Source organism: Corallococcus sp. AS-1-12 (genome assembly GCF_020036995.1).
Lineage (GTDB): Bacteria > Myxococcota > Myxococcia > Myxococcales > Myxococcaceae > Corallococcus.
Genome location: NZ_JAIQDD010000008.1, coordinates 324,276 through 347,792 on the forward strand (window position 1 = coordinate 324,276; position 23,517 = coordinate 347,792).

The 23,517-nt window shown below is 71.3% G+C and carries 20 protein-coding genes; 15 read left to right on the top strand and 5 right to left on the bottom strand.

Going from position 1 to position 23,517, the window contains the following annotated elements; all coding sequences use genetic code 11:
* Window position 1: 1 nt before the first annotated feature.
* Complete coding sequence (locus tag K8556_RS16625; RefSeq protein ID WP_223741053.1) at window positions 2-2,338, bottom strand: lamin tail domain-containing protein; 2,337 nt, start codon at window positions 2,336-2,338, stop codon at window positions 2-4.
* 243 nt (window positions 2,339-2,581) lie between these two features.
* Between K8556_RS16625 and K8556_RS16630 the strand changes: the two genes are divergently transcribed.
* The 5 genes from K8556_RS16630 to K8556_RS16650 all read left to right on the top strand — a co-directional run bounded on the left by K8556_RS16630 (window position 2,582) and on the right by K8556_RS16650 (window position 7,805).
* Window positions 2,582-3,094 (top strand): transcriptional regulator, encoded by a 513-nt coding sequence (locus K8556_RS16630; protein WP_223741054.1) that lies wholly within the window; start codon window positions 2,582-2,584, stop codon window positions 3,092-3,094.
* Window positions 3,095-3,195: 101 nt separating this feature from the next.
* Window positions 3,196-4,035 (top strand): nucleotide exchange factor GrpE, encoded by an 840-nt coding sequence (gene grpE, locus K8556_RS16635; protein ID WP_223741055.1) that lies wholly within the window; start codon window positions 3,196-3,198, stop codon window positions 4,033-4,035.
* A gap of 2 nt (window positions 4,036-4,037) precedes the next feature.
* The gene (gene dnaK / locus K8556_RS16640) at window positions 4,038-5,867 is read left to right on the top strand and encodes a molecular chaperone DnaK (protein ID WP_223741056.1); all 1,830 of its coding nucleotides are present in this window, start codon (window positions 4,038-4,040) and stop codon (window positions 5,865-5,867) included.
* A gap of 95 nt (window positions 5,868-5,962) precedes the next feature.
* Window positions 5,963-6,265 carry a hypothetical protein gene (locus K8556_RS16645; RefSeq protein WP_223741057.1) on the top strand — a complete coding sequence of 101 codons (303 nt, stop codon included), beginning with the start codon at window positions 5,963-5,965 and terminating at the stop codon, window positions 6,263-6,265.
* A 103-nt stretch (window positions 6,266-6,368) separates the two neighbouring features.
* Complete coding sequence (locus K8556_RS16650; RefSeq protein ID WP_223741085.1) at window positions 6,369-7,805, top strand: serine/threonine-protein kinase; 1,437 nt, start codon at window positions 6,369-6,371, stop codon at window positions 7,803-7,805.
* A 54-nt stretch (window positions 7,806-7,859) separates the two neighbouring features.
* On the opposite strand, the gene K8556_RS16655 is transcribed toward K8556_RS16650, so the two are convergent.
* The gene (locus K8556_RS16655; RefSeq protein ID WP_223741058.1) at window positions 7,860-8,762 is read right to left on the bottom strand and encodes a YsnF/AvaK domain-containing protein; all 903 of its coding nucleotides are present in this window, start codon (window positions 8,760-8,762) and stop codon (window positions 7,860-7,862) included.
* Window positions 8,763-9,123: 361 nt separating this feature from the next.
* On the opposite strand from K8556_RS16655, the gene K8556_RS16660 reads away from it, so the two are divergent.
* The 8 genes from K8556_RS16660 to K8556_RS16695 all read left to right on the top strand — a co-directional run bounded on the left by K8556_RS16660 (window position 9,124) and on the right by K8556_RS16695 (window position 17,962).
* Entirely contained in the window at window positions 9,124-9,444 is a 321-nt protein-coding gene (locus K8556_RS16660; protein WP_223741059.1) for a hypothetical protein, read from the top strand.
* Between the two features lie 161 nt (window positions 9,445-9,605).
* Complete coding sequence (locus K8556_RS16665) at window positions 9,606-10,817, top strand: ABC transporter substrate-binding protein (protein ID WP_223741060.1); 1,212 nt, start codon at window positions 9,606-9,608, stop codon at window positions 10,815-10,817.
* A gap of 18 nt (window positions 10,818-10,835) precedes the next feature.
* Window positions 10,836-11,756: a branched-chain amino acid ABC transporter permease gene (locus K8556_RS16670; protein WP_120528500.1), complete on the top strand. Its 921-nt coding sequence runs from the start codon at window positions 10,836-10,838 to the stop codon at window positions 11,754-11,756.
* A complete protein-coding gene (locus K8556_RS16675) occupies window positions 11,756-12,826 on the top strand; it encodes a branched-chain amino acid ABC transporter permease (RefSeq protein WP_223741061.1) in 1,071 nt (356 codons plus the stop codon). The genes K8556_RS16670 and K8556_RS16675 overlap by 1 nt, the downstream gene beginning before the upstream one ends.
* Window positions 12,823-13,701, top strand: a complete 879-nt coding sequence (locus K8556_RS16680) for an ABC transporter ATP-binding protein (RefSeq protein WP_223741062.1) — start codon at window positions 12,823-12,825, stop codon at window positions 13,699-13,701. Before K8556_RS16675 ends, K8556_RS16680 begins: the two co-directional genes overlap by 4 nt.
* Window positions 13,698-14,450 carry an ABC transporter ATP-binding protein gene (locus K8556_RS16685; RefSeq protein WP_223741063.1) on the top strand — a complete coding sequence of 251 codons (753 nt, stop codon included), beginning with the start codon at window positions 13,698-13,700 and terminating at the stop codon, window positions 14,448-14,450. The genes K8556_RS16680 and K8556_RS16685 overlap by 4 nt, the downstream gene beginning before the upstream one ends.
* 181 nt (window positions 14,451-14,631) lie before the next feature.
* Window positions 14,632-15,390 (top strand): hypothetical protein, encoded by a 759-nt coding sequence (locus K8556_RS16690; RefSeq protein WP_223741064.1) that lies wholly within the window; start codon window positions 14,632-14,634, stop codon window positions 15,388-15,390.
* 172 nt (window positions 15,391-15,562) lie between these two features.
* The gene (locus tag K8556_RS16695) at window positions 15,563-17,962 is read left to right on the top strand and encodes an exo-alpha-sialidase (protein ID WP_223741065.1); all 2,400 of its coding nucleotides are present in this window, start codon (window positions 15,563-15,565) and stop codon (window positions 17,960-17,962) included.
* A 10-nt stretch (window positions 17,963-17,972) separates the two neighbouring features.
* Here the strand turns inward: K8556_RS16695 and K8556_RS16700 are convergent, their stop codons facing one another.
* A complete protein-coding gene (locus K8556_RS16700; RefSeq protein WP_255651788.1) occupies window positions 17,973-18,626 on the bottom strand; it encodes a YiiX/YebB-like N1pC/P60 family cysteine hydrolase in 654 nt (217 codons plus the stop codon).
* A 262-nt stretch (window positions 18,627-18,888) separates the two neighbouring features.
* On the opposite strand from K8556_RS16700, the gene K8556_RS16710 reads away from it, so the two are divergent.
* Window positions 18,889-21,084, top strand: a complete 2,196-nt coding sequence (locus K8556_RS16710; RefSeq protein ID WP_223741066.1) for a PhnD/SsuA/transferrin family substrate-binding protein — start codon at window positions 18,889-18,891, stop codon at window positions 21,082-21,084.
* Here the strand turns inward: K8556_RS16710 and thpR are convergent.
* Window positions 21,081-21,632, bottom strand: coding sequence for an RNA 2',3'-cyclic phosphodiesterase (gene thpR, locus K8556_RS16715; RefSeq protein WP_223741067.1), 552 nt, complete (start codon window positions 21,630-21,632; stop codon window positions 21,081-21,083). The two genes, K8556_RS16710 and thpR, sit on opposite strands and share 4 nt — an antisense overlap.
* 18 nt (window positions 21,633-21,650) lie before the next feature.
* Entirely contained in the window at window positions 21,651-22,196 is a 546-nt protein-coding gene (locus tag K8556_RS16720; RefSeq protein WP_223741068.1) for a metal-dependent hydrolase, read from the bottom strand.
* Window positions 22,197-22,268: 72 nt separating this feature from the next.
* On the opposite strand from K8556_RS16720, the gene K8556_RS16725 reads away from it, so the two are divergent.
* A complete protein-coding gene (locus tag K8556_RS16725) occupies window positions 22,269-23,510 on the top strand; it encodes an adenylate/guanylate cyclase domain-containing protein (protein ID WP_223741069.1) in 1,242 nt (413 codons plus the stop codon).
* Window positions 23,511-23,517 lie beyond the last annotated feature (7 nt).

The window sequence follows — 23,517 nt, forward strand, 5'->3', positions numbered from 1 at the left end:
TTCAGAACGCGGAGCCGTTCGCCTTGGTGCCCGGGGTCGGGGCGGAGTCCAGGTTCCAGGTCCCCGTGGCGCTCAGGTCCGGGGACCTGTTGAACGACCGGCCCGACGTCACCGGCACGTTGGCGCTCTGGTACGAGTGGCTGTCCTGCACCGTCCCGTCCGGGCGCACCAGGTACACGATGTCACCCGCTCCGTAGGACGTGCCGTTCCACTGGTTCGTGCCCCGGTCGAACCGCAGCCCGTAGCCGTTGTTGTTCGCGTACGTCGCGTACTGCGCCCCCGCCGGCACCGCGGACAGCCCCGAGTACACCACGTACGCCTTGCCCGCCGGCAGCACCGTGCCCGACGCGAACGTGTGCCGCGGCGCCCCGGACTGGTACGACGACGCGTCGTGGATCTTCCAGCCGCTCAGGTCCACCGCCGCCGTCCCGGAGTTGTAGATCTCCACGAACTGCTGGTCGTAGTCCGGCGTCCCCGAGGAGCCGGCGGACGGCTGCGGCAGGTACTCGTTGATGAACACCAGCGGCACCGGCCGCGTCAGCGTGAACACCCCGTCGCTCACGTCCGCCACGTCCGCGCGCGCCGCGTCCGCCACGCGCACCTTCGCGGAGGTGGAGGACTCGCTCGGCACCGTCCACGCGTAGCGGCCGGTGGACGCCGTCACGTTCGACGCCACCGAGCGCCACACTGTCCCGTCCAGCGTGTACGTGATGTTCACCTGCGACACGTTGCTGGACGTCCAGGTGATGTTGAACGACGTGCCCGCCTGCAGCGTCTCGCCGCCATTGGGCGCAGTGACCCGCACGCTGCCCGGCTGCGCGGCCGAGCCGAAGTTGAAATCGCTGAAGATGGGGTAGTGGTCCGACGTGGTGCTCTTGTAGCTGACGATGCTCGGCTTGAGCACCTTCGTGGAGTCCGCCACGTGGTACGCCGCCAGCTCGTTCGTCACCAGTTGATGGTCGATGAACTGGCTGTTGCTCACCGTCGAGCGCTCCCCGGACTCCGACAGCGGCTGGGTGAGGAACTTGTAGCGCGCGGCATCGTTCACCAGGTTCAGGTACGGCGACTCGTAGGGCGTGTAGATGGACGCGTCCACGTCGTCGTTCCAGTCACCCAGCACCATCACGTTCTGCGTCGGCAGGTTCGTGTCCAGGTAGTCCTTGAGGCACACCGCCGCGCCCTTGCGCCGCAGGTACGAATCCGAGTCCGCGTACGCCTTCATGTGCAGCACCATCACCGTCAGGTCCACCGGCGAGGAGCCCCGGAGCACCTTCAGGTCCACGCGCAAGGGCGGCCGGTAGGCGAAGTCCGGCGCGCAATCCGTCAGCACGACGTTCGCGCTCACCAACTCCACCGTGCTCGTCTTGTAGAGCAGGCCCACCTTCTGGGCCGTGGAGCCGTACCAGCCATCACCCGCGAGCAGGCCGCTGTAGCCGTTGAGCCCCGCCTTCAACGAGTTGAACGCGTCCACGCCGACGATCTCCGCCACGCCCAGCACGTCCGGCCCCGCGTCCGCGATGACCGCCGTCGCGTTGGTCAACTGCAGCGCCTCGTCCGTGGGGCCCTCGGCCGTGGAGCCGAACCATTCAATGTTCCAGTTGCCCACCTTCAGCGGCACCGCCGTCGGCTGCGTCCCGCCATCCGTCTTCGTGCCGCCATCCGTGCCGCCATCCGTCTTCGTCCCGCCGTCCGTCACCGGGCCGCCGTCGGGCAGCTCGCCGGTCGACGTGGTCAGGGGCAGCCGGAGGACCGCCTCCGCGTGGGCGCCGTTGGCGTCCTCCACCCGCGCCGTGAACTCATACAGCGCCGGGCCAAACGGCGTGCCCGTCAGCACCCCGTCCTCCGTCAGGCTCAGGCCCTCCGGAATCGCGCCGCCCACCTGGGACCAGGTCAGCGGCGGCGCCCCGCCCGTGGCGGTGAAGGTGAAGGTGTAGGCGCTGCCCTCCTTCGCGTCGGGCAGCGGCGACGTCGTGGTGATGACCGGCGCCGGCCACACGCGCAACGCGTAGCCCCGCGCGTGCTGCAGGCCCTTCGCGTCGCGCACCCCCACCGTCAGCGACCACTCGCCGGCCGTCGTCGCGGGGCCCACCAGCCGCCCGCTGTCTCCATAGAAGGAGAAGCCCGGCGGCACCTGGTCCACCGAATACGTGAGCGGCGCCGCGCCCCCCGTCGCCGTCAGCACCTTCTCGTAGGCCGTTCCCACCGTGGCCGCCGGCAGCGTCACCTGGGGCAGCACCGGCCCGGATGACTCCGCCTCGTTGGAACCACAGGCCACCAGCGCGAACAGGGACGTGAGCACGACGAGCGAGGACAGCGCTCGCAAGGACCGGGACGACATAGAGGAACGCTCCAGCACCGGGCCCGCCCCAACGCGGCCTTCCCGGAAGAGGGCACGCACCTTAACGTGTCCGCCATCCGACTGTCGCGCGCTCCCCCCTCTTGCACCCCGGCGGAGCCCCTGACGCACTGCCACACGGCAATCGATGGCGCGCTCCGCCGTCCTACATGGACAGCGCGGAAGGCTTTGCGCGCCGTCCACACGTGCAGTTGGATGGGTTCGAGCAGACGGAGGAGACACGTCATGGCCGAGAAGTGGGACAGGCAGTTGATGGACTTCCTCAAGCGCACCGGCGAGGACCTCAAGCGCACCACGGACGACCTCCGCGGCGAGGCCGAGCGCCTCCTCAAGGAGGTGAAGGACCCGGAAAAGCAGGCCAAGGTGAAGGAAGGCCTCGCGCAACTGCGCACCTGGGCCGCCGCCACCACCAAGACCGCCGCGGAGAAGATTGAGACCGCCGTGCGCCGCGTGGAGACCTCCGTGGAGGAGGCCTTCAAGCCCGGCTCCACCTCCGGCGCCGACTCCACCCCTCCGCCCGCCGCCGAAGCCAGGGCTCCCAAGGCCGCCCCCCAGCAGGAGGCCGCCCCCAGCCGCCCGCCCCGCGCCAAGGGCGCCGGCGCGTCCAAGGGCGGCAACAAGTCCATCGGGCGCAAGAAGACCGCGGGCGCTCCCGCCGCCGCCAAGGGCGCCCGGGCCCCGAAGAAACCAGCTTCCAAGAAAACGCTAGGCCGCAAGAAGCCCGCGCCCGGGACGTGAAGTTCCGCTGCCCATGAAGTCGCGCCTGCCCGCACGCCGGGCATGCGCGACCGCCCCGGGTCCTGTTGGATCGCTCCCCGTCGCGTGAGATAGTGCGCGCCGTGTCGGGTACCAATGACAAGGGCAGCATCCAGACGGACATCGGGCAGGACGTGATCGACGAGGCGGTTCGCAGCGTCGAGCGTCGGATGGACGGAGACGCGGACAGCGCGGGCGCGGAGACGGAGGTGGAGCTGGACGTCTCCCCCCCGGCCGCCGAAGCGGAGGCCTCCACCCCCGAAGTCGCTCCCCCCACCGAGGACGCGGCCGCGCTCCGCCAGGAGGTGGAGTCGCTGCGCGCGCAGTTGGAGTTCAGCCAGACCAAGGCCCGCGAGACGCTGGAGCGCCTGAAGGAGGCGCACGAGCGCGCCAAGGACTTCCAGGACCGGGCCATCCGCTCCGCCGCGGACCTGGAGAACTACCGCAAGCGCGCGCAGAAGGAGAAGGAGGACGTCCAGAAGTTCGGCGTGGAGAAGCTCCTCAAGGACCTGCTCCCCGTCGTGGACAACATGGACCGCGCGCTCGACGCCGCGGGCAAGTCCCCCGACTTCGACAGCTTCCAGAAGGGTGTGGCCATGACGCGCAAGTCCTTCGAGGACTCGCTCGCCCGCCACGGCGTGAAGGGCTTCTCCGCCAAGGGCCAGCCCTTCGACCCGCGCCTGCACGAGGCCATCCAGCAGGTGGAGTCCGCGGACGTCCCGGCGGGCCATGTCCTCTTCGAGGTGACGCGCGGCTTCTACCTCAACGAACGCCTGGTGCGTCCCGCCATGGTCGTCGTCGCCCGCGCGCCGGAAGCCGCCGTGCCCGCGGCCGCAACGGAAGCACCGAAGGCCTCTGAAGAAAGCGGCGCGGAGCCCCAGACTTCCGCGCCGTCCGACAGTTCCTCCGGGGGGGAGCAGTAGTCATGGCGAAGGTGATTGGAATCGACCTGGGCACCACCAACTCCTGCGTCGCCGTCATGGAAGGCGGCGAGCCGGTGGTCATCCCCAACAGCGAAGGCAGCCGCACCACGCCCTCCATGGTGGGCTTCACCGACTCCGGTGAGCGCCTGGTGGGGCAGATCGCCAAGCGGCAGGCCATCACCAACCCGGAGAACACGGTCTTCGCGGCCAAGCGCCTCATCGGCCGCAAGTTCGACTCGCCGGAGGCGAAGAAGGCCATTGGCGTCTCCTCGTTCAAGGTGGCCTCCAGCCCCAACGGCGACGCGTGGGTCGAGATCCGGGGCAAGGGCTACAGCCCGCCGGAAGTCAGCGCCATCGTGCTGATGAAGATGAAGCAGACGGCGGAGGACTACCTGGGTGAGCCCGTCACCGAGGCCGTCATCACCGTCCCCGCCTACTTCAACGACAGCCAGCGCCAGGCCACCAAGGACGCGGGCCGCATCGCCGGCCTCAACGTGCTGCGCATCATCAACGAGCCCACGGCCGCGGCGCTCGCGTACGGCCTGGACAAGGTGAAGGACGCCACCACGGAGCGCGTGGCCGTCTACGACCTGGGCGGCGGCACGTTCGATATCTCCATCCTGGAGCTCACCGCCGGCGTGTTCGAGGTCAAGAGCACCAACGGCGACACGTTCCTGGGCGGCGAGGACTTCGACCAGCGCCTCATCGACTACCTGGCCAAGCGCTTCGCGGAGCAGAACAACGGCCTGGACCTGCGCAAGGACCGCATGGCGCTCCAGCGCCTGAAGGAGGCCGCGGAGCGCGCCAAGCACGAGCTGTCCAGCGCCCCGGAGACGGAGGTCAACCTCCCGTTCATCACCGCGGACGCGTCCGGCCCCAAGCACCTCACGGAGACCGTGGACCGGTCCACCTTCGAGGCGCTGGTCGCGGACCTCATCGACCGCTCCATCGAGCCGTGCCGCATCGCGCTCAAGGACGCGGGCATCACCGCGCAGGCCATCAACCAGGTCCTCCTGGTGGGCGGCATGACGCGCATGCCGCGCGTGCAGCAGAAGGTGAAGGAGTTCTTCGGCAAGGAGCCCCACAAGGGCATCAACCCGGATGAGGTCGTCGCCGTGGGCGCCGCCATCCAGGGCGGCGTGCTCAAGGGCGAGGTGAAGGACGTCCTCCTGCTGGACGTCACGCCGCTGTCGCTGGGCGTGGAGACCGCGGGCGGCGTCTTCACGAAGATCATCGACAAGAACACCACCATCCCCTGCAAGAAGGGCCAGGTGTTCTCCACCGCGGTGGACAACCAGCCGCTCGTGTCCGTGCACGTCCTCCAGGGCGAGCGCGAGATGGCGGCGGACAACAAGACGCTGGCGCGCTTCGAGCTGGTCGGCATCCCGCCCGCGCCGCGCGGCGTGCCGCAGATTGAAGTGTCCTTCGACATCGACGCGAACGGCATCGTGCACGTGAGCGCGCGCGACCTGGGCACCGGCAAGCAGCAGCAGGTGCGCGTGGTGGGCAACTCCGGCCTGTCCGAGGCCGAAATCCAGGCGATGATCAACGACGCCCAGTCGCACTCCGCGGACGACAAGAAGAAGAAGGAGCTGGCGGAGCTGCGCAACAACGCGGACGGGCTCATCTACACCACGGAGAAGAGCCTGGAGGAGTACGCCAACCTCCTGTCGGAGAAGGACCGCGGCGAAATCCAGGCGGACCTGGAGCGCCTGCGCGCCGTGCTCAACACCTCCGACGCGGGCGCCCTGAAGGAGGCCTTCCAGCGCCTGGAGGGCAGCGCGTACCGCATCGCGGACGCCATCTACACGGACCAGGCCAAGTCCGGCTGATGCCCCGCCCCGGGCGCGGGCCGGGCGGTGTGCAATCGCCCGGTCCCCCCGTTCGTAGGCCCGGGGTCCACCTCTCTTTTCCCGGAGCCTCCCGCATGGAAGTCACCGAAGCCGTCATGGTCATCATGGTCACCGGCATGACCGTCGGTGTGCCGCTGCTGGGCCTCACGCTGCGCTTCGCCCTCAAGCCCGTGGTGGAGACGTGGCTGCGCGTGCGCGAGGCCCAGGCCCGGGGGCAGGTGTCCGCCGTGGAGCTGGAGGGGCTGCGCGCGCGCGTGGCGCACCTGGAGCACATGCTGGACCGCCACGGCATGCTGGAGCACCCCGTCACCCGCGCCTCCCCCGAGCTGCCGGAGCGGCTGGCGCCGGTGGTGCGCGTGGACCGCGAGCGCGTCTGACGTCCCACCCGGTGGGCGCTGCATCCCCACCGGGTTTTCGGGTATTGATGGACGCGTGGCGTTCCAATCCCCGGAAGAAGAGCTGGCCTTCCTGCGCGGCCTGATGGCCGTGAACCGGATGGCCGACGACATCCTCGAGGACTGCCTGGAGCGGGGGCTGGACCTCGACACCGGCCTGGATGTGTTCCTCACGCAGTGCGCCCGCATGGTGCACGCGAAGGCGGGCTTCGTGTCGCTGCGGGGCACGCGGGGGCCCGTGCTGACGCGCGTCCTGGGCGAGCTGGGCGTGGACGTCTTCGCGGCGGCGCACTGGAGCGGCCCCCGGAAGCTGCGTGAAGGCCGGATGCTCTTCTGCCAGCAGCTCACCCTGGGGAAGCTGAACCTGGGCGGGCTGGGCCTGGTGGTGGACGGGGACTTCGCGGACGGCGGCCAGCGGGTGATGGGGCTGGTGGAGGCGATTGGCGAGCAACTGGACTCCGCGGTGCTGTCCTTCCTGGCGCTGACGGACGGCCGGGGCCCGCTGGAGCGGCTGGACGAGCTGGACGTGGAGGGCACGCCCGTCAACCGCGGGCGCATTGGCCGCTATGAAGTCGTGAAGCCCCTGGGCACGGGCGGCATGGCGCAGGTGCTCATCGCGCGCACGCGCGGGCCGGAGGGGCTGGGGCGGCTGGTGGCGCTCAAGCGCATCCTGCCCCACCTGACGGCGCAGCCGGAGATGGTGCAGCAGTTCCTGGACGAGGCGCGCATCGGCCTGCGGCTGTCGCACCCCAACCTGGTGCACGTCTACGACTTCGGCGAGGCGCAGGGCGCGTACTTCATGGCCATGGAGCTGGTGAACGGCATCGACCTGGACCGGCTCTTGCGCGCCAACAAGGGGCCGCTGGAGCCGCCGGTGGCGTCCGCCATCGTGTCGCAGGCGCTCCTGGGGCTGCACGCCGCGCACTCGCTCAAGGGCGAGGACGGCGCGCCCATGGAGTTGGTGCACCGCGACCTGTCACCCCACAACGTGATGGTGGGCTTCGACGGCCAGGTGAAGGTGCTGGACTTCGGCGTGGCCAAGGTGCGCGCGCAGCGCACGGTGACGCTGCCGGGCATCGTGAAGGGCAAGCCGCTCTACATGTCCCCGGAGCAGGCGCTGGGCCAGAAGCTGGACTCGCGCAGCGACCTGTTCGCCATGGGGCTCGTCCTCTACCAGGCCCTCACGGGGCGGCGCGCCTTCGAGCGCGAGGACGAGTTGGACACCATGAAGGCCATCTGCCAGGAGAAGCTGACGAAGCCTCAGGAGGTGCCCGTGCCCCTGTGGAACGTGCTGTCGGTGGCGCTGTCCAAGGACCCCGCGGCCCGCTTCCCCTCCGCGCACGCCATGGCGGACCGGCTGGTGTCCGCGTGTCCTCCCGCGCGCGATACGGCCCTGGCGGCGCTGGCGGGCCGGCTCTTCCCGGACCGGCTGCGCGAATCGCAGCGGCTGGAGACCGCCGTGGATCGCCAGCGGGAAGCCCCCACCCGCGCGACGCCGCCCGTCCGCACGCCGCGCGCGTGAAGGCGCGGCATGCGGGGCGGAGCACAAGGACGGTGAGGCTTCCTTCCACCAGCGCTACGAGCGCTTGAGCGGATCGATGTCCGTGTCCGCGCGGTAGCCGGCGCGGCGCTTCTCCTCGTCCACGGTGGGCTCGGTGCGGACCACCTTCACGTCCTCCAGCTCCTCGTGGCGGACGCGGCCCTCCATGCTGCGGCGCTCCTCGATGGGGCGCTTGTGGATGGTGATCTCCTCGTCCGTGTACGCGCGCTTGGTGAGCTCCGCCTCCTCCGCGCTCAGGGGGATGCGGATGGTCTCCTCCTGGAAGGTCGCCACGTCGCCGGGGATGTTGTCCCCCTTCACCGCGCGGCGCACCACCTCCACCTCCTCGTGGCGCAGCGGGACCTCCACCGTCTTCAGCTCCTCGACGACAATCTTGCGCACCTGCGCCTCGCCCGCGGAGCGCTGGTGCTTGGTGACGCCCAGCTCCTCATGGTGCGTGCGCAGCGTGACGTCTTCGTTCGCGATGCGCTCGGCGGCGCGCATGTCGGTGCGCAGCTCGCGCTCCTTCAGCTCGCGGTCCTTGAGGCCCACCTTCTCCGCGATGCCGGCCTTCTCCGCGCCGGTGCGGGGGACCTCCGCCACCTTCGTGGGGCCCGTCTTCAGCCCCGCGCCAATGCCGCCCGTCGTGGCGCCGGTGGCCGTCGCCGCCGTCGCGCCCACCGCGCCGGGGCCCCGGCTCGCCGCCACGTCGCTGGAGTCGGACAGCCCTCGCAGCGCCTCGCGGCCGTGGTTGAGGTAGATCTCCCCGTTGCGGATGTCGCTCACCTCCACGTAGCGGACCAGGTAGTCCTTCGGGAAGAACATCCCCTTCTCGATGTGGAACTCGCCCTCGCTCACGGCGAACACCTTGCCCAGCTTCTCGCCGTCGCTGCTGCGGACCGTCATCCCTTCCTTGATGTCGTTGCGCTTGATCATCATGGACTTGGCTCCTTGTGCCTTCACGTCGGGTCGGATGTGGTCGCAAGCGGAGCGCCAGGGCCGTCCAGCGCGCTGGAGAGGGGTTCCTGGGGGGAAAGTGGACGCGAGGTGCCCGCCACGGCCATCACCCGAAAAGTGGGTTCAATGACGCCCAAGAAAACCCCTGGTGCTGGATGGTCCAGGGGCTCGGCACGCCGCACGCCGTGGGCAACGCCGCGCCGGACGTCTCCCCGCTCCCTGTCCGGAGGGCAGGCATGCGGCAGCGGAGCCCGGGGGCTTCACGCTGGCCGCGCGCGTCCTCACACCTCACTGTGAGGGCGCGGGCCCGGATGGCCCGGCCCGCGCGAGCAAGGAGTCTGCGATGCGAGCCACGAGGCCTGGCCTGGGACTCGGGTGGATGGCCGGCGCGGTGGGAATGCTGGTGGCGGGCCGGCTCCTGCGCCGACGCGCGGGAGCGGCGCTCCCGGAGCCCGCCCCCGAAAGAGCGTCAGCCCTGGAGCCCGTCTCCTGGACGCCCACCGCGCTGCCGGGCGCCGAGGACCCGCCCGGCGCCGGGTGGGCGCTGACGCACGAGGACATGCCGGCCTGGGAGGACGGCGGGGCGCAAGACGCCGGGGCCCAGGGCCCGCCGAGGATCCGCCGGGGCCCGTCAGGCCGGGAGCACTTCTGGCTGGAGCCCTGAGCGGGCAGGGCGCGCACTCGGGGTCGGGGCAGGGGATCGCCACAGCGATGTTTCGGGGTGTTGACGGGACTCCGGAGCCAAGCTGTGCGCTTGACCCATGGGGAGGGCTCCCCTAGAAAACCGGGGCTTTGCCCGTCATCTCCCCCGGAGGAAGCCCCCGCATGCGACGACTTGCCCCGATGCTCCTCGCCGCGCTCGCCGTCCTGGCGGCCGCCTGCGAGAAGAAGACGCAGCCCACGGGAGAGGCGGGAGGCGCGCCCGCGGCGCAGGCCCCGGCCACGGCGCAGGGCGGCGGCGCCCCCCCGGCGGGTGACGACGTCATCGTCCTGGGCGAAGTGGGCGCGCTGACGGGCGGTCAGGCGACGTTCGGCATCTCCACCCGCAACGGCATCGCGCTGGCGGTGAAGGAGGCCAACGCGGCCGGCGGCGTGAAGGGCAAGAAGCTGGTCGTGCGCGTGTATGACGACCAGAGCAAGCCGGAGGAGGCCGCGCAGGCCGTCACCCGCCTCATCACCCAGGACAAGGTGGTGCTCATCCTGGGCGAGGTGGCCTCGTCCAGCTCCCTGGCCATGGCGGAGAAGGCCCAGGCGGCCGGCGTGCCCATGATCACCCCGTCGTCCACCAACCCCTCCGTCACGGAGAAGGGCGACAACATCTTCCGCGTCTGCTTCATCGACCCGTTCCAGGGCTTCGTGATGGCGAAGTTCGCGCGGGAGAACCTCAAGCTCAACAAGGTCGCGGTGCTCCAGGACAACAAGAGCGCCTACTCCATCGGCCTCACGGAGGTGTTCCGCCAGAAGTTCGCGGAGCTGGGCGGGAAGATCACCGCCACGGAGAGCTACAGCCAGGGCGACACGGACTACCGCGCGCAGCTCACCGCCATCAAGAAGACGCAGCCGGAGGGCATCTACGTGCCGGGCTACTACAGCGAGGTGGGCATCATCGCCCGCCAGGCGCGTGAGCTGGGCCTGAAGGTCCCGCTGATGGGCGGCGACGGCTGGGACTCCGAGAAGCTCTTCGAGCTGGGCGGCAGCGCCATTGAAGGCAGCTACTTCTCCAACCACTACTCGCCGGACAACCCGGACGAGCGCGTGAAGAAGTTCATCGCGGACTACAAGGCGGACAACAACGGCGCGGTGCCGGACGCGCTCGCGGCGCTGGGCTACGACGCCGCGCGCGTCGCCATTGAAGCGCTCAAGAAGGCCCCGGACACCAGCGGCCCGGCGCTGCGCGCGGCCATCGCGCAGACGAAGGACTTCCCCGGCGTGGCGGGCAACATCACGCTGGACGCGAAGCGCAACGCGGTGAAGTCTGCGGTGGTGCTGAAGGTCCAGGACGGCAAGTCCACCTACGTCACCACCATCTCGCCGTAACCCAGGGCCCCCCCCGGCATGTCGCAGCTTCTCCAGCACCTCATCAACGGTCTGGCCGCCGGCACCATCTACGCCCTGGTCGCCCTGGGCTACACGATGGTGTACGGCGTCCTCAAGCTCATCAACTTCGCCCACGGCGACGTGATGATGGTCGGCGTCTACATGGGCTACGCGACCGCCTTCGCCCTCGGGCGTCAGGCGCAGCGGTCCCTGTGGGGCGTGGTCGTCATCTTCGCGGTGGCCATGGTGGGGTGCGCGCTGCTCGGCTTCCTCATCGAGCGCTTCGCCTACCGGCCGCTGCGCGAGAAGCCGCGCCTCACCGCGCTCATCACCGCCATCGGCATCTCGTTCGCGCTGTCGTACGGCTTCCAGTTGGACATCGGCTTCCTGCCGGGCGCGTCCCCCCGGGCCTTCCCGGAGGTCATCGTCCCCAGCGAGTGGTTCATCATTGGCGACCGCGACGTGGTGGTGTGGAACTGGCAGGTCATCAGCTTCCTCATCGCCGTGGGGCTGATGGCCGCGCTCCAGTTCCTCGTGTACCGCACGCGCTTCGGCAAGGCGATGCGGGCGGTGTCCTTCGACCACCGCACCGCGGCGCTGATGGGCATCCCCACCGACCGCATCATCGCGCTGACGTTCATGCTCTCCAGCGCGCTGGCGGCGGGCGCGGGCCTGCTCTACGCCATCAAGGACACGTCCGTGAGCCCGCTCATGGGCCTGTACGTGGGGCTCAAGGCCTTCGTGGCGGCGGTCATCGGCGGCATCGGCAACGTGCCGGGCGCCGTGGTGGGCGCGCTGCTGCTGGGCCTGGTGGAGGAGTTCGTCGTGGGCTACGCGGCCAGCACCTGGCGTGACGCGGTGGCCTTCGGCTTCCTCATCCTGGTGCTGCTGGTGAAGCCGGGCGGTCTGTTCGGCCGCGTCGCGGCGGAGAAGGTCTGATGGCGGCCCCTGGCGTAACGACGCTGACCGACGTGGACGCGGGCCGCGTGCCCCCGGCGCTGCGCGGCATCCTGCCCGTGCTCATCGCGCTGCCGGTGCTGGCGCTGGCGGAGGTGCTGCTGGGCGCCTCGCCCTTCGCCACGTACCTCTTGTCCGTGGTGGGGGTGAACATCATCCTCGCGGTGAGCCTCAACATCGTGAACGGCATGACGGGCCAGTTCTCCATTGGCCACGCGGGCTTCATGGCGGTGGGCGCGTACATCGCGGGCGTCACGTCCCTTTCGCTCAAGGAGGTGGCGCTGTCCTTCCTGCCGGTGGCCGCCAGCGACCAGGTGCTCTTCACCGTGGCGCTGCTCGCGGGCGGCACCTGCGCGGCGCTGTGCGGCTTCCTGGTGGGCCTGCCGTCGCTGCGGCTGCGCGGGGACTACCTGGCCATCGTGACGCTGGGCTTTGGCGAAATCATCCGCGTGGTGGTGCAGAACACGGAGGCCTTTGGCCGCGCGCTGGGCCTGTCCGGCATCCCGCAGTACTCCAGCGTGGCCATGGTGTACTTCTGGGTCTTCCTGGTGGTGCTGGTGGCCCGGCGCATCGCGGGCTCCAGCCACGGCCGCAGCCTGTGGGCCATCCGCGAGGACGAGGTCGCCGCCGAGGCCATGGGCGTGGACACCACCGGCTACAAGGTCCGCGCGTTCGTCATCTCGTCGTTCTTCGCGGGCATCGCGGGCGGCCTGTTCGCGCACTTCGTGCCCATCATCAACCCGGGCTCGTTCACCTTCGTGAAGTCCATGGAGATCGTCGTCATGGTGGTGCTGGGCGGCCTGGGCTCCACCACGGGCGCCATCGTCGCGGCCATCTTCCTCACGCTGCTGCCGGAGGGCCTGCGCTCGCTGTTCGGCGCGCTGGGCGCCGAGGGCAGCCTGGCGCAGAAGGTGGATCAGATCCGCATGCCCGTGTACGGCCTCCTGCTGGTGGTGCTGATGCTCGCGCGTCCGCAGGGCCTGTTCGGCACGAAGGAGCTCTGGGACGTGCTGCCCCGGTGGCTTCCCCGGAAGAAGAAGGGGCTGACATGAGCACCGTTGCCGCCGCTCCCGCTCCTGGCGACGCGCTGCTGCAAGCGTCCGGCGTGAGCATCCGCTTCGGGGGCCTCAAGGCCCTCACGGACTTCAACCTCACCGTGCGCCAGGGCGACCTCTTGGGCCTCATTGGTCCCAACGGCGCGGGCAAGTCCACCGCGTTCAATGTGCTCACCGGCGTGTACCAGCCCACCGAGGGCGAGGTGCGCGTGGCCGGGCAGCGGGTGAACGGCTGGGTGCCGCACCAAATCAACCACCTGGGCCTGGCGCGCACGTTCCAGAACATCCGCCTGTTCCGCGCCCTGACCGCGCTGGACAACGTGAAGGTGGCCTGCCGCGCTCAAGGCGGGCTGCACCCGGTGCGCCTGGGCCCCATGGCCAAGGCCGCCACGGCGATGCGCAACTACCGCGACTGGTGGCGCGCGCTGCTGCTCACCCCCGGCTTCCAGGCCGAGGAGCGCGAGCTGACGCGCCAGGCGGAGCACCTGCTGGAGGTCATGGGCCTGTCGCACCGCCGCGACGAAGAGGCGAAGAACCTGCCCTACGGCGAGCAGCGCCGGCTGGAGATCGCCCGCGCGCTGGGCACGCGCCCCAAGGTGCTGCTGCTGGACGAGCCCGCGGCGGGCATGAACACGCGGGAGAAGGCGGACCTGATGGTGCTCATCCGCCGGCTGCGCGACGAGTTCTCGCTGGGGGTGCTGGTCATCGAGCACGACATGAAGCTGGTGATGGGCATCTGCGAGCGCATCACCGTGCTGGACCACGGCGAGACCATCGCCCGCGGCGCCCCGGCGGAGGTGCGAAGCGACCGCAAGGTCATCGAGGCGTACCTGGGCGACAGCTACCTGGAGTCCCACGGAGGCGCGGCGTGAGCGAGCCGGTGAAGGTGCTGGGCGAGCGGCGCGCGTTCGAGCCGCTCCTGTCGGTGGAGGGCATCCAGGTCCGCTACGGCGCCATCCAGGCGCTCCGGGGCGTGTCCCTGACGGTGGGCCGGGGCGAGATGGTGGCCCTCATCGGCGCCAACGGCGCGGGCAAGACGAGCACCCTGCGCGCGGTGAGCGGCATGCTCAAGCCGTCCGCGGGCCGCATCACGCTGGCGGGGCAGGACATCACCGGCCTCAAGGCGCACCAACTGGTGCCGCGCGGCATGGCGCACGCGCCGGAGGGCCGGGGCATCTTCCCCAACCTCACCGTGACGGAGAACCTGGAGCTGGGCGCGTACCTGCGCAAGGACACCGCCCAGGTGCGCCTGGACATGGACAAGGGCTTCAGCCTGTTCCCGGTGCTGCGCGAGCGTCAGAAGCAGCTCGCGGGCACGCTGTCCGGCGGTGAGCAGCAGATGCTGGCCATCGCCCGGGCGCTGCTCAGCAAGCCGCAGCTCCTGCTGCTGGACGAGCCGTCCCTGGGCCTGGCGCCGCAGGTGACGGAGACCATCTTCCGCACGCTGCGCGAGGTGAACGCCACCGGCGTCAGCGTGCTGCTGGTGGAGCAGAACGCGCACCTGGCCCTCAACGCCGCCCACTACGGCTACGTGCTGGAGACGGGCGAGGTGGTGATGGCCGGCCCCGGCAAGGCGCTCCTGGACAGCGCCGAGGTGCGGCGCGCGTACCTGGGCGAATAGCCCTCCCGCGCCGATTTTCCGGCCTCGCTGCACGTTGTCCGCCCCCGGACGCTTCCGGGGGCGGCGCGTGGGCAAGTTGCTCGCGCCGTGTCGAAACTCGGGTAGTCAGCGGCGGAGGACTTCGTCTACCGTCCGACAAGTCAGTCTGTTTTCTTCCACTTCCCTCTCAGGAAGCGTGCCCATGCGCCCGTTGTCCCGCCTCCTCCTCGCGTCGCTCACCACCCTCGCGCTCATCGCAGGTGCGTGCGCCAACCAGCAGAAGACCGAAGGCTCCTCGTCGTCCACGTCGGGCGGCACCGGTGGCCCCCAGGCGACCTCCACCATCGAGGACGTGCCCAACGAGGGCTCGGCCACCCCGGCCCCGGCCTTCAAGCCCTACGAGGCGACGGAAGGCTTCTCCATCGAGATGCCGACGGAGCCCCAGGTGGAGCGCAAGCAGGTCCCGCTGGGCGCCAACACGGTGAACACCGCGGCCTTCTCCTCGCGCACCGAGGACGGCACCATCTACTCCGTCAGCACCGCGGACTACCCGGAGCGCCTGGTGTCGAGCCGTCCCCCGGAGGCCCTGCTGAACGAGGGCAAGGACGGCCTGGTCAAGCAGGTCCAGGGCACCATCAAGGAAGAGTCGGACGTCACCCTGGATGGCTACCCCGGCAAGGCCTACACGGTCAGCTCGCCGGTGGTCGGTGAGGTGAAGGCGCGCAACTTCCTGGTGGGCCCGCGCCTGTACACGCTGCTGGTCATCTACAACCCCAACCACCCCAACACCACGGCGGACCAGTTCCTCACCTCGCTGAAGCTGGTGAACCCGCCCCCGGCCGTCACCACGGCCACGCCGGACGCCGGCACGGACGCGGACGCGGGCACGCTCGAGGGCATGGACGCGGGCACCGCCACCGACGCGGGCACCCCCGCCCCGCGCCGCCGCAAGGCGAAGTAGTCGCAGGGCACCGGCGCGGCGCTCCCAACAGTCCGGGGGCGTCGCGCGGTGGGGTGTGTTCACCTGTCCGCGCGGAGATGGCCGGGCCCTCCAGGTCCGCCTCCGCCGGATTGCTCCCGGGTCTGCCGTCCCTACCTTTCGGGCGGGGATACGACAGGGGGCGCGAAATCACATGATGTCCTGGGTGGGGGCCCTGCTGACCACGGTGGTGGCGGCGGGAGGAGTGCCCATGGTGCCGGCCGGCGGGGGCAATGCCCTGACGCTGCCGGCGCACCGGCACGCGGTGCGGATTGAAACAGGCAACGGGCATGCGCCCACGTGGCTCCTGGCCATCCAGCAGCAGGGGGCGGAGGGCCAGGGGCTGAACCTGTTCCGTTCCGAGGACGGGTTCCAGAGCTTCTCCAAGCTGGCGGAAATCCAGCCGGACGCGTCGCACCACGACCGGGCGGAGCTGGTCGCGGTGGGGCGCGACGTGGCGATGGTGTACGCGTACGAAGCCCCCTCGCTGGCGGCGTCGTCGCGGCACGACGTGTACTTCCAGTGGTGGCGCTACGACGCGGACGGGGACACCTGGACGCCGGAGCCGGCGGTGCGGGTGTTCAACGCGGACAGCGCGACGGCGTACTCGCGGGCGCTGCTGGCGCGGGACTCGAAGGGGCGGCTGTGGGTGCAGGCGTTCCGGCTGGAGGCGGACGGCGGCGCCACGGCGGTGGTGGCGGTGTCCACGGACGGCGGCGCGAGCTTCCAGCGGCAGCCGGACCTGGGGCGGACGCGGAAGCGGGGCGGGGGACGGCTGCTCAGCGTGGGGTCCAAGCTCGTCTTCTTCTGGGCCATGCACGACGGCTTCGAGCCCACGCGGATGCGGGTGCGTGACGCGGCGGAGCCGCTGGACACGTGGGGGCCGCAGCGGGACGCGTTCTCCGACGGCATCTACCACGGCGCGGCGCTGAGCGCGGTGGAGGACGGCAAGGGCGGCATCCACCTGGTCTACAAGGACGAGACGGAGCGGCTGTACTACCGGCGCTTCGACGGGACGTCGTTCGGCTCGCGCATCCTGGTGGAGGGGACGCCGGACTGGGCGTTGCAGCCCGCGGTGACGCGCATCGGGGACGCGCTGTATGTCTTCTACAATCACTTCCAGACGGCGACGGATTACGAAATCCGCGCGCGGGTGCTGCGCAATGGCGTGTTCAGCGACCCGGTGACGCTGGATTCGCGCACGAGCTTCAAGGGCTACCTGAGCACCCTGGACGTGCTGCCGGACAGCGTCACGGAGGTGCCGTGCTTCTACGGCGACGCGGTGGATGCGAACTCCAGCGGCCGGGTGATGCGCGTGGCCCTGGCCCGTCAGCCGGAAGGCGGCGGCGGCTCCGGGCAGGACGGCGGGACGCCGGATGGCGGCTTCGACGCGGGGACGCCGGATGGCGGCTCGGGCACGGATGCCGGAACGGGCACGGATGCCGGCGTGGACGCGGGGACTCCGGACGCGGGCTCGAGCACGGATGGCGGCGTGGACGCGGGGACTCTGCCGGGGGATGGCGGGGCGCAGGGGCCGGTGACGCTGGAGCCGGTGTTCACGAACACGACGCATGAGGTGCTGGCCGTGGACGGCGCGGGCACCGTGTACGCGCTGGCGCTGGACGGGAGCCGCTCGAAGCTGTTGGCGAGCACGGACGGCGGGCGCACCTTCAGCGCGCGAGGGCAGGGCGTGGGCGGCGCGTCGTTCTGGGTGATGGCGGTGCTCCAGGACGGGACGCTGCTGGCGCAGATGAGCCGCAGCGGCGGCTACCACCTGGAGCGCTCGACGGACGGCGGGCGCACGTGGGCGGACGTGGCGGCGCTCGGGAGCTACCGCGCGATGTCGCCCGCGAGCTTCGCGGAGCTGGGCGGCGCGGTGTTCTTCCTGGAGTACCAGACGTTCACCTCCGCGAGCACCCTGCTGCGGCTGTGGGCGAGCACGGACGGGGGCGCGACGTGGTCCACGCGCGCGACGTTCCAGGGCCACCGGCACGGCACGGCGCTGTACGCGGACGCGACGCGCGGCGCGCTGTGGGCCACGTTCGGCAGCAGCAGCGCGCAGGCGGCGGTGGTGCGCTCGACGGACGGGGGCCGCAACTGGACGAAGGTGATGGGCGGCTACGCGGCCAACGCGGTGACGGGGACGGTGTTGCCGGGAGGCGAGCTGCTCATGGGGCAGTCCACCCTCTACGAGCCCGAGCACCCGAAGCTCCTGCGCGTGTACGCGAGCGGAAGGGTGGACGCGCTGATGACGTTGCCGGGCCCGGCGTACTCGCTGGAGGCGCTGACGGGCGGCGGCTTCGTGCTGGGGACGGCCAGGGCGGACGTGGGCGACGTGCAGCCCGCGTCGGACCTCTTCGCGCGGCTCTTCACCAGCACGGACGGCGTGGCGTGGACGGAGGCCCGGAGCTACGAGCGGGCCACCAGCGGCGTCCTCGCCCGCGTGGAGGTCTGGGGCGTGCTGCCCGGCGGCGACCTGGTGGTGCGGGCGGAGAACCTGAAGGGCTTCGGAGCCGGAGGAAAGGGGTTCCAGGTCCTGCGCGTGAAGCGCTGAGGCGCGGGCGTCAGGGCGCCCGCGGGAAGTCCGAATGCACGACCGCGAGCCGGGCATCCGCCGCCAGGCTCGCGGGCGTCACCAGCTCCAGGTCCACCGGCACCGGCCCCCGGTAGCGCTCCGCGATCTCCCGCCGCAGCCCCGCCACGTCCAGGTCGCCCAGCCGCTCCATCCTGCCGTACTCCACGCCGGCGCCGGCCGCGTACGCCTTGCGCACCAGCTCCGAGCAGTACATCGCCTCGTCCCCCCACCCGAAGAGCGCGTCGTACGGCTTGCCCAGGTGCCGCTTCGCCTCCTCCACCGCGCGCGCCTTCGCCGCGTCATCCACCCCCTGCGGGCGCATCACCAACAGCCGCCCCTTCACCCCGCGCGCCTTCCATTGCGCGAACGGCGTGCGCTTCACCGGCTGCACCGCCTCCACCACGAACACCCCCTCCGGCGTCACCTCCACCAGCCCCACGTGCGACAGCGGGCTGTGCGTGGCCACCTGGATGGCCTTCGACTGGCGTGATCCCGACGTCTGGAACACCACGTCCCCCGTCCGGACCTTCGCCGCCACGCCCTCCGCCTGTCGCGGCGCCGCCTGCGTCCCGCGGCCCACCAGCCACGCCGCCCCCACCAGCACGAGGGCCAGCAGCCACAGCCCCCTCACGAGCCAGCGCATCCGTCCGCTCCTTCCATGGGTTGCATCCGTCCACCCACCCCCAGTGCAGCCCGGGTGCCAGCCCCTCCGGAGTCGGGTTTCACTCACGGTGCGCGGAAGTCGCCTCCGACCCTGGGTCGGAACGTGGTAAACCTGGGGAATCTACTTATTACAGCGAATCAAGAATAGTGTGGCATCGCCGTAAATTTTGGGGTAGTCAGGGAGCACTCGCGCGCCGGCAGTCCGTGCATGCGGGAGAGGGGGCTCATCGGAGGAATTCGTCGTGACCGCATCGAACGCGCCCATCCGTTGCCTGCTCTATCCGACCCTCGGTGAGGTGCGGGAGCACGTGCGCGTGGAGCTGTTCGCGCGGGCGCTGTCGGAGCGGATGGGCCGCCCGGTGGTGATGTCCATGGCGCCCACCTACGAGTACCTGGAGGCGGAGCTCGCGGCGGGCCGGGTGGAGATGGCCTGGGGCACCGCCGAGCAGTGCAACGCCTTCGAGCCGCAGGCGCGCGCGGTGCTGCGCGCGGTGCGCTCCGGCAGTTGCTACTACCACGCGGCCTTCATCTGCCGCGCGGACGAGCCGCTGACGCTGGAGACGCTGCCGGGCAAGCGCGTGGCCTGGGTGGCGCCGCGCTCCACCGGCGGGCACCTGTTGCCGGTGCGCCACCTGGAGTCGCTGGGCCTGCGCCCGGACACGCTCTTCTCCGAGCAGCGCTTCCTGGGCACCTACCGCAAGGCGCTGGATGCCGTGCTGCGCGGTGAGTCGGACCTGTGCGCGCTCTTCTGCAACCACAAGGACGCGCACGCGATGCGCGCCACGCTGACGACGTACCTGGGCGCGGACGCGCCGAGGCTCACGCCGTTCCTCTTCACCATCCCCACGCTCGCCGACGGCCTCATCCTCACGAAGCGGATGCCGGAGGCGGACGCGCAGGCGCTCATCTCCGTCCTCACCCGGATGAACACCGACGGCGCGGGCCTGGAGATGCTCATGGGCCCCTTCCGGGTGGAGACCTTCGTCCGGTCGCCCGGCCTGGACGCGCCCGCGTCCGGCCCGCGTCCCACGGGGACCGCCGAGTACCTGGCCGGAGAGCTGGACGCGGAGGGCCGCTGCCTGCGGCTGTGGTCCCCGTCCGGCCGCGCCTTCGGCCTGAGCGTGCGCGGTGGGGAGGGGCGCATGCTGGAGGAGGTCCTGGGCACCGCCGCGAGCAAGCCCCTCATGTCCCTGCTCGACGCCGTCCTCCGGGGCGGCTCCGACGGGCGGCTGGAGTACCGGCTCACCGTGAACGGCGACGAGCGCGTCTACGCGGCCGAAATCACCCCGTGCGAGCCCTCGCCCGGGGACACGGGCGTGCGGCTGGGCCTGCTGGTGCGCGACGTCAGCGGCCTGCGCGCGCTGGAGGACCCGCTGTACCGGCTGGCGTCGTTCCCGCTGCTGCACCCGGAGCCGCTGCTGGAATTGGGCATGGACGGGGCGCTGCGGTACGCGAACCCCGCCACCCACGCGGCCTTCCAGGACCTGGTGGAGAAGGGCGCCGAGCACCCGCTGGTGAACGCCGCCATCGTCTGGGCGTGGCGGGGCGCGCCCCCGGGAGAGCCGCCGCCCACGGTGCACCTGGACGGGCGCTACTGGGAGCTCACCATCGCGCAGCTCTGGGACCCGCCGGGCCTGCGCGTGTTCGCGCGCGACGTGACGCTGCGCAAGCAGATGGAGGCGCGGCTGTTCCAGGCGGACCGGCTGTCCGCGCTGGGCTCGCTCGCGGCGGCGGTGGGCCATGAGATGAACAACCCGCTGGCCTTCGTGCTGGCGAACCTGTCGTTCATCCGCGAGGAGATGGACCGCCTGAAGCAGCCGCTGCTCGAAGGCAGGCCCGTGCCCCGCGCGGACCTGGACGACATGCTGGAGGCGCTGGGCGAGACGGTGGAGGGCGCCACCCGGCTCAAGCACATCGTGCAGGACCTGCGCACGCTGTCGCGCAAGCCGCCGGAGCACCGCGCCCGCGTGGCCGTGCAGCCGGTGCTGGAGAACGCGCTCAAGCTCCTGCGCGGCGAGCTGCAGCACCGCGCGCGGCTGGAGCGGGACTTCCACGACATGCCCACGGTGGACGCGGACGAGGCGCGCCTCACCCAGCTCTTCCTCAACCTGCTGCTCAACGGCCTGCACCAGATGGACGCGCAGGACGCCGCGCACAACGTGCTGCGCGTGGCGGCCTACACCAGCGAGGACGGCGAGGTGGTGGTGGAGGTGCAGGACTCCGGCAAGGGCCTGTCGCAGGACGCGCTCGCGCACATCTTCGAGCCCTTCGCCACCGCGCGCCCCCACAGCACCGGCCTGGGCCTGTCCGTCAGCCACACCATCGTCACCGGCCTGGGCGGCACGCTGCGCGCGGAGAGCCGCGAGGGCCGCGGCACGCTGCTCACCGTCACGCTGCCGGCCGCCGTGCCCGTGGCGGAGTCCCTGCGCGCCTGCTAGCCGCGCTCCAGCATCACCTCCAGGCGGGGCACGTAGTGGCCGCGCGTGCTCTCGAACAGCACCAGCCGGTCCACGCGCCCCTCGCCCCAGGACGCGCCCTGCAGCTCGCTCGCGCACGCCGCCAGCGCTGGGTCCCCGCGCGGCGGCCGGGCCCGGGCCAGCGTCAGGTGCGCGATGTATTCGCCGTGCTCCGACGTGAAGCCCAGGGGCTCCAGCGCGCGCGCCACGTCCGCCTGGAGCGCCTTCAGCGCGGCGGTGTCCCCGCGCACGTCCGCCCAGAGCACGCGCGGGTGGGACGGCGGACCGAACGTCCCTCCCCCCGCCACCGACAGCACGAACGGCGCGTGGTAGAGGCCCACCGGCTCCAGCGCGTCGCGCAGCTCCGGCAGGCGGCCCTCCTCCACGTCCCCCAGGAAGAGCAGCGTCAGGTGCACGCCCTCCGGCCGCACCCACTTCGCGTCCGGAGCCAGGGCGCGCAGGCGCTCGATGCCCCGCTCCGTCTGCGCGGTGAGGACCTCTCCCAACGTCACGGCGGTGAACAGGCGCATCGCGAAGGACCTCCTCCTTCAGGGAACCTGGACGCTCCCCACCGCGCGCGCCCTCTTCCGGGGCCACAGCGCGTAGGCCCAGGCGGGCAGGAACACGAGGAACTCCACGCCGCTCACGTACAGGCCCCGCGCGGACAGCATGCCCGCGCCAATGGGCGCCACCGGCAGCGGACGCACCGGGGCGAAGACGCGCGCGTCGGAGAAGGGCCAGAAGAGGGCCGCGCCCAGCCCGCCGTCCGTGAGCGTGTCCAGGATGCCGTGGCTGGCCACCGCCGCCAGCGTCAGGAGGCCCCAGCGCGTGGCGGACTCGCCCTTCCACCGGGCCAGCGCCGCCACCGCGAGCGCCACCGCCGCCGCGAACACGAGCGAGTGCGACGCGCCGCGGTGTCCCCACGTCGCCGCGTAGGGGATGCGCAGCGCGAACGCCACCACGTCCGCGTCCGGCAGCAGGGCGAGCAGGGACAGGAACCCCATCACCGCCACCCGCCGCCGCCAGGGCGCGCCCGCCCCCGTCTCATGACGCCCCAACGCCATGCCCACCGCCACGTGCCCGATGCTCGCCATGGGCCGGGACCCTAACGCACGGGGACCCCGCCTGGAGAGGGGCCCCACGCGTGGGGTAGCCTCCGGGGAGACATGCGGTTCCTGTTCTCACGCGCCCGAGTCGAAGGCACCCTGCAACGCCGGCTGGGCGAGTGGCGGGCCGATGTCGGCTCCTGGCTCAGCCTGACGCGCGTTGGCGCCACCGCCGCGTGGCTGCTGATGGCCGTGGCGGACGACTGGAGCGTGTCTCGCGGCGTGCTGGGGGCCTATCTCGCGCTCGCGGTGGCGCTGTGGGCGGCGGGGCGCAAGGTGCCGGACCTGCTGCGGCGGCCCGCGCTGGGCGTGGCGCTGCTGGACATGCCGCTCATCTACTTCCTCCAGGCGCAGGCCATCCCGGCCACCGCCAACGGCGTGCCCACCGCGCTGCTCACCATGGGCGCGTACATGGTGCTGGTGGTCATCGTGTCCATGGTGACGCTGTCGCGGCTCATCGTCGCGGGGGCCACGGCGCTGGGCATCGTCGCGGTCGCCCTGCTCACCTTGAGCGCGGGCCTTTCGCCCTCGCAGTTCCTGCCCGGCATGGTGCTGGTGATGGTGCTCGCGTCGTCCGTGGCCTTCTTCATCAGCCGCACGGTGATGGGGCTGGTGACGGACGTGGTGCGTGAAGAGATGCAGCGCGAACGGCTGGGCCGCTTCTTCTCCCCGGAGGTCGCCCGGCGCATCTCCGAGCGCGGCACCGACGGCGAGGCCGGCGAGCACCGCGAGGTGACGCTGCTGTTCTCCGACATCCGCGGCTTCACCTCGCTGTCGGACCGGATGGACAGCCCCCAGGTGGTGGCGCTGCTCAACGAGTACCTGTCGCGCATGGTGGAGGTGGTGTTCCGCCACGGCGGCACCCTAGACAAGTTCATCGGCGACGGCATCCTCGCGTACTTCGGCGCGCCCCTGGAGCAGCCCGACCACCCGGAGGCCGCCGTGGCCTGCGGGCTGGCCATGCTGGACGCGCTGAAGGCCCTCAACCAGGAGCGCGCCGCCCGGGGGGAGTTCACGCTCGACATCGGCGTGGGCATCCACACCGGCCGCGTGGTGGTGGGCGCCGTCGGCAGCGAGCAGCGCCGCGAGTACACCGTCATCGGCGACGCGGTGAACCTGGCCAGCCGCATCGAGGGCCTGACGAAGAAGGTCGGCGCCCCGGTGCTCGTCTCCCACGCCACGCGCGAGCGCTGCGGGGACACCTTCGACTTCGAGGCCGCCGCCCCGCTGCCCGTCGCGGGCAAGCCGGAGCCGGTGGCCACCTTCCTGCCCCGCAGGCGCGGCCTGCTCGCCGCGAGCTGACGCGCTG